The 6,555-nt window shown below is 65.4% G+C and carries 4 protein-coding genes; all 4 read left to right on the forward strand.

Annotated elements, in window-relative coordinates; all coding sequences use genetic code 11:
• Positions 1-452: 452 nt before the first annotated feature.
• The 4 genes from U9978_RS16820 to secA all read left to right on the forward strand — a co-directional run bounded on the left by U9978_RS16820 (position 453) and on the right by secA (position 6,547).
• The gene (locus U9978_RS16820) at positions 453-1,292 is read left to right on the forward strand and encodes a phosphoribosyltransferase family protein (RefSeq protein ID WP_322762084.1); all 840 of its coding nucleotides are present in this window, start codon (positions 453-455) and stop codon (positions 1,290-1,292) included.
• Between the two features lie 191 nt (positions 1,293-1,483).
• Entirely contained in the window at positions 1,484-2,233 is a 750-nt protein-coding gene (gene hpf, locus U9978_RS16825) for a ribosome hibernation-promoting factor, HPF/YfiA family (RefSeq protein ID WP_322762085.1), read from the forward strand.
• Between the two features lie 123 nt (positions 2,234-2,356).
• Positions 2,357-3,067: a response regulator transcription factor gene (locus tag U9978_RS16830; protein ID WP_322762086.1), complete on the forward strand. Its 711-nt coding sequence runs from the start codon at positions 2,357-2,359 to the stop codon at positions 3,065-3,067.
• Between the two features lie 522 nt (positions 3,068-3,589).
• Positions 3,590-6,547, forward strand: coding sequence for a preprotein translocase subunit SecA (gene secA, locus U9978_RS16835; protein ID WP_322762087.1), 2,958 nt, complete (start codon positions 3,590-3,592; stop codon positions 6,545-6,547).
• The last annotated feature ends 8 nt before the right edge of the window (positions 6,548-6,555 follow it).

Consider the following 6,555-nt stretch of genomic DNA (forward strand, 5'->3'; position numbering starts at 1 on the left):
TGGGGGTTGCGGTTGGCCCTGAGCGGGATCGGGCCCGCCGTGTTGCTGAGGCTGCCCCCAGCTGGGTCCGTCGGTCATGTCGGTCTCCCTGACGTCGTATTTCTCGAAGCTTCTACCAGCGCGGGAGAGGCGACTTCCCGCAGATCATTTCGTGATCAGGTTGCCCGGATCCGCCTTGCGAGCGATCGTCCCAGATCTCCGTCTGCATCCACAGATGGTGGTAGGTGTCCCGGCCTCGGGCAGATCGTGTCAGATCGCCGAAACGGGATGGCTGAGGTATCGAGCACCCGGCGACAGGGGACGCGGCGTCGCTCTAAGCACCGGGTGGAGATCGATTGACCGTAATATTTCGCGCCGCCGGGGGTTGAGGGCTCGTGTCGTCCACAGCCGGGTTGTCCACAGGGACCCACGCGCGCTCGCCAGGCGGGCGCGACGGGCTGACCATCCCATATATGCCCAACACGTACATCGGTGCCGCATTCGAGGTCCTTCTGGATCTTCTCCTGCCGCGTGCCTGCGCCGGCTGTGGCCGTCCGGGCTCGGCGGTCTGCCCGACCTGCACAGCCTCGGTCGATCGTCCGGCATTCCTCGCCGCTCCGGGACAGATGGCCACACCGGGGCGGCGGGGGCCACCACCACGATGCTTTGCTGGCGCCGTCTACGACGGTCCGTGCCGCCAGCTTCTGCTGGCGTTCAAGGAGAAAGGCCGGCAGGATGCCCGGCGGCCCTTGGCGTTGGCCCTTGCCCGCGCGGTGATGGCGGCCCGCGTCGGGACGGCGCATACCGGCTTGGTGATTCTTGTGCCGGTGCCGTCGACCCGCTCGGCTGTTCGCCGGCGAGGTTTTGACCATGTACACAGGCTCGGTGACGACGCCGCGAGGGTGCTGCGCGCGGCCGGGGTGCCGGTACGGGTGGTCGCGATGCTGCGGGCGGCCCGGGCAGTGGCCGATCAGGCAGGTCTCACCGCGGTAGAGCGCGCGAGCAATCTCAGCGGTGCGTTCGTGCTGCGGCACGGTGTTGCAATCGTGGACGAACATCGTCGCGCCAGGGGTTTGCCGCGACAGGACAGCGCCACTCACAGGTCACCGACGGCCGCGTTGTTCATTGTCATCGACGATGTTGTGACGACGGGCGCGACTCTGGCCGAGGCCGCTCGGGCGCTGCGTGCCGGTGGGGTACCGGTGTCAGCCGCCGCGGTAGTCGCCGCGACGTCGGCGCGCCGCCGCCGCCCTTCTCGAGATGACCGGCCCCAAGGTGTCCATTTGCCTGCGACCGGGGTACCGGAGGGTTGAAACTGTCCTCACCCGCACCGGCGCCGCGGGAGTGGACAAGCGAAGCGACGGACCAGGGCGCTCGGGGTCCGGCCGGAAGGAACGAGGCAGATAAGCCCTGACGCACGGGATTGCATCGGAAGGTCGGATTGGCTCGATCCCGCGGGATCGTCCGGTCATCACGGCCTCCGGTCGACAGAAAGGTGAAACGAGTGGACATCGTCTTCAAGGGAAGGCACACCGCGGTTCCCGAGAGGTTCCGCAAGCACGCCGAAGCCAAGATTGCGAAGCTGGAGCGGTTCGATCACAAGGCCTTCCGGGTGGATGCTGAGCTCTCCCGCGAACACAATCCGCGGCTGGCGGATGTCTGTGATCGTGTCGAGCTGACCGTCTTCTCCCGGGGCCCGGTCATTCGAGCCGAGGCTGCCGCCGCGGATCCGTTCGCTGCGTTCGACCTGGCCGCGGCAAAGCTCACGGAACGGCTACGGCGCGCCGCTGAACGACGCAGCTGCCACAACGGCGCGGCGCGTGGGTCGTCGGGGCAGCTTGCGCGGGCCGTGGGCGAGCCGCGGGTCGGTCTGGAAGGCTTCCGCGGCTCCGCGAGGCGTGCCGACGCCGATCGTGACGACGATGTCCATGCAGGTGCCGATAGCGACGCAGATTACGGGGATGCGGACTGGTCGCCCATGGTCGTCCGTGAGAAGATCCATCGAGCCACGCCGATGACTCTCGACGACGCACTGTCGAACATGGAGCTGGTCGGTCATGACTTCTACCTCTTCCGGGACGTCCGTACGGGTCTGCCGAGCGTGGTGTACCGAAGGTGTGGATACGACTACGGAGTGATTCGGCTTGAGTCGGGCGAGCACGATGAGCCCGATGCGGGCACCGCAGGGCGAGATCACCGGACCAGCCGGGGCGAGAGGTATGACGAACCTCGTGGCGCGGTTGCAACGGTGTAAAAGTATGCAGGTCTAGCCGACGTGGGACCATCTGCCGTGGACGTCTTCAGTCACGTCCCGGCCACCCCGTGCACCGGCACGGGGTGGCCGAGGCGCAGGCCGTCGCGACGCGAAGGAGGTCACATGACGGGGGATGGGCGCCAACTCGGGGAGGATGGGTCGCCGTCACCGACGGATCCCATACGGGTGCTCGTCGTAGACGACCATGCGCTTTTCCGGCGCGGTCTGCAGATGGTCCTCGAACAGGAAACCGACATCGAGGTGGTCGGCGAAGCCGCGGATGGTGCGGAAGCCGTCACGATGGCGGTCGACATGGCACCGGACATCGTCCTCATGGATGTCCGGATGCCACGGCGCGGTGGGATCGACGCGACCAGTGCAATCAAGCAGGCTGTACCGAGCGCGAAGATTGTGATGTTGACTATCAGCGACGAGGAGGCGGACCTCTACGACGCGATCAAGGCGGGCGCGATGGGGTACCTACTCAAGGAGATCTCGATCGACGAGGTCGCCACCGCGATCCGCGCCGTGCACGGCGGCCAGAGCCTGATCAGCCCTTCGATGGCGTCGAAACTCCTCACCGAGTTCGCATCGATGATCAAAAAGGCGGACGACCGGCCACAGCTGCCGACTCCCCGCCTCACTGATCGTGAGATGGAGGTCCTGCGGCTCGTCGCCAAGGGGCTCAACAACCGTGACATAGCCAAGCAGCTCTTCATCAGCGAAAACACGGTCAAGAACCACATCCGCAACATCCTCGAGAAGCTTCAGCTGCACTCACGCATGGAGGCGGTGGTCTACGCGGTTCGGGAGAAGCTTCTGGAGATCACCTGAGGTCGCGGCGAACGCCTGCGACGGTCTCGTGATCCCCGGATGTGCCCCGTCGCCGTCAGGCGTCGTCCGGGCGGGTCCACCCGATCCAGGGCCGGACCCGAACTTCGCAGACGTCGGGCACCGATGCGGGGCCTCGGGCGTTGTTCTGGTCGGAGTGTGGTGCGCGTAGCCGGTCGCTCTGACGGCGGATCCCGGCTTCCCGTCACCGAAGCGATTCATGATCATGTCATTTCTGGTCGGCCGGGTAGCCTGTAGAACCGCCGACCCGTGGGATGGTCGGATCGATCAGCGCGGAGGGACTAGCCTTGGCCGTGTCTCGTAGATCTATGCTGGCGCCTACGGTGCCCAGACGACGCCCGGCCGCGTTGTCGTCGGTCCGGATAGGACACCACTATCCGGACCTCCTCCGCCTTGCCGGCCCGCCGCCTGGATCGCCGTATCCGCTCACCAACATCCACGAGACACGGCCTAGTCTCGTTGTGTAGGTGACCCCGCCGACCAACCGCCCGAGGAGTTTCGCCCGTGGTACTCCAGAAGATCCTCCGAGCCGGCGAGGGTCGCATTCTGCGCAAGCTCAAGGCGATCACAGATCAGGTGAACCTCCTCGAGGACGATTTCGTCGGGCTCACCGACGCCGAGCTTCGCTCGATGACCGACGAGTTCCGTCAGCGGCTCGATGCGGGGGAGACTCTCGACGACATCCTCCCCGAGGCGTTTGCGGCGGTGCGCGAAGCGGCCCGGCGGACCCTGGGGCAACGGCACTTCGACGTCCAGATCATGGGCGGTGCGGCGCTGCACCTGGGAAACATCGCCGAGATGAAGACCGGTGAGGGCAAGACCCTCGTGTCCACGTTGCCCGCCTATCTCAACGCGCTGTCCCGCAAGGGCGTGCACATCATCACGGTCAACGACTACCTGGCCCAGCGGGACGCGGAGAACATGGGCCGGGTACACCGCTTTCTCGGTTTGACGGTCGGTGTCATTCACCCGCAGATGCAGCCGGCCGTCCGTCGCCAGCAGTACGAGGGTGACATCACCTATGGCACCAACAACGAGTTCGGCTTCGACTACCTGCGGGACAACATGTCCTGGAGCGGCGAGGAACTCGTCCAGCGCGGGCACAACTTCGCCGTCGTTGACGAGGTCGACTCGATTCTGATCGACGAGGCCCGAACCCCGCTGATCATCAGTGGTCCGGCGGACAACCCGACCCGCTGGTACACCGAGTTCGCCCGTATCGCTCCGATGCTCGTGAAGGACACGGACTACGAGGTCGAAGAGGGCAAACGGACGGTCGCCATCACGGAGTCCGGGGTGGCGAAGGTCGAGGACCAGCTTGGTATCGACAACCTTTACGAATCCGTGAACACACCGCTCGTCGGTTACCTCAACAATTCGCTGAAAGCGAAGGAACTCTACCGTCGGGACAAAGATTACATCGTCACGGATGGCGAGGTTCTCATCGTCGATGAGTTCACCGGCCGTGTCCTGCACGGGCGTCGTTACAGCGAGGGAATGCACCAGGCGATCGAGGCCAAGGAGAAGGTCGAGATCAAGCAGGAGAACCAGACCCTGGCCACAATCACCTTGCAGAACTACTTCCGTCTGTACGACAAGCTGTCCGGTATGACCGGAACCGCGATGACCGAAGCAGCCGAGTTCCACCAGATCTACACGCTCGGCGTCGTGCCGATTCCGACGAACAAGGCGATGGTCCGGGCGGACCAACCCGATGTCGTATACAAGACCGAGGTCGCCAAGTTCGACGCGGTCGTCGATGACATCGCCGAGCGTAACGCGAAGGGGCAGCCGGTTCTTGTCGGCACGACCAGCGTGGCGAAGTCGGAGTACCTGTCCAAGCAGCTGACCAAACGCGGCGTGAAGCATGAGGTACTCAACGCCAAGCACCACGAGCGGGAAGCATTGATCATCGCCGAGGCGGGCTGTCGGGCCGCGGTGACCGTTGCCACCAACATGGCTGGCCGCGGCACCGACATCATGCTCGGTGGCAACCCGGAGTTTCTCGCCCAGGCGGAGCTGCGGGAGCGTGGCCTCAGTCCGATCGAGACCCCCGAGGACTACGAGGCCGCGTGGCCGGAGGCCCTGGAAAAGGCGCGGGCCTCGGTTGGAGCTGAACATGAGGAGGTCGTGGAGCTCGGCGGGCTCTACGTTCTCGGCACCGAGCGTCACGAGTCCCGCCGGATCGACAACCAGCTACGTGGACGAGCCGGCCGGCAGGGCGACCGCGGTGAGTCCCGGTTCTATCTGTCGCTGGGCGACGATCTCATGCGGCTGTTCAACGCCGCCGCCGTCGAAGGCATCATGGACAGACTCAACATTCCCGATGACGTGCCGATCGAGTCGAAAATCGTCACCCGCGCGATCCGGTCTGCGCAGACACAGGTCGAAGGCCAGAACTTTGAAATCCGAAAGAATGTCCTGAAGTACGACGAGGTGATGAACAAGCAGCGCACCGTCATTTATGAGGAGCGTCGCAAGGTTCTCGAAGGCGCAGACCTGCACGAGCAGATCCGTCATTTCGTCGACGACACGGTGGACGGCTATGTCCGGGGTGCGACGGCGGATGGCTATCCCGAGGAGTGGGACCTCGACACTCTGTGGTCCGGTCTTGGTGAGCTGTACCGGGTGGGCGTGGAGATTCCGGCCCCTGACGAACGCGACGGACTGACGACCGAAACGCTGGTCGAGGATCTACAGGCCGATGCCCACGATGCCTACGATCGGCGCGAGCAAGAGCTGGGTGCCGGTCCGGACGGCGAACCGCTCATGCGTGAGCTGGAGCGCCGGGTCGTCCTGGCGGTGCTCGACCGAAAGTGGCGTGAGCACCTTTACGAAATGGACTATCTGCAGGAGGGTATCGGCCTGCGGGCAATGGGGCAGCGTGATCCGTTGGTCGAATACCAGCGGGAAGGCTACGATATGTTCCAGACGATGATGGAGGGCATCAAGGAGGAATCGGTCAGGCTGCTGTTCAATGCCGAGGTCCAGGTTCCCTCCGCAGACGGCACGGCTGCCCAGAGCGTGAGTCCGCCGGACGGCACAGCGATCGTCCCGGCCGATGGCGAGACGCAGGCAGCAGACGGCGCTGCTCTGGTCGCGGCGGTACGGGCCGCCACGACGGGTGCCGCAGCCGACGCCACCGCCCCGGTCTCCCCGCCTGCGCAGGCCGCGCCGCAGCCTTCCAGCCGTCCGCCGGCGTCGACCCCGCCGCCGGTATTCGTCAAGGGTCTGGAACCACGTCGCCCCGCGGATAATCTCCGCTACACCGCGCCGTCCGTGGACGGCGGATCCACCGCGGTCACCACCCGGACATCCTCGGGTGGGCTCGCTGGAGGAGCAGCCGACCCGGCGGCCACCGCAGGCAGTAGTCGTCCTGCTCGCAACGCGCCGTGCCCATGTGGATCAGGGCGCAAGTACAAGCGGTGCCATGGCGACCCGGCGAACCGCAGCACAGCCTGATCAGAGCG

This window comes from Protofrankia sp. Cr2, assembly GCF_963555885.1.
Taxonomy (GTDB): domain Bacteria; phylum Actinomycetota; class Actinomycetes; order Frankiales; family Frankiaceae; genus Protofrankia.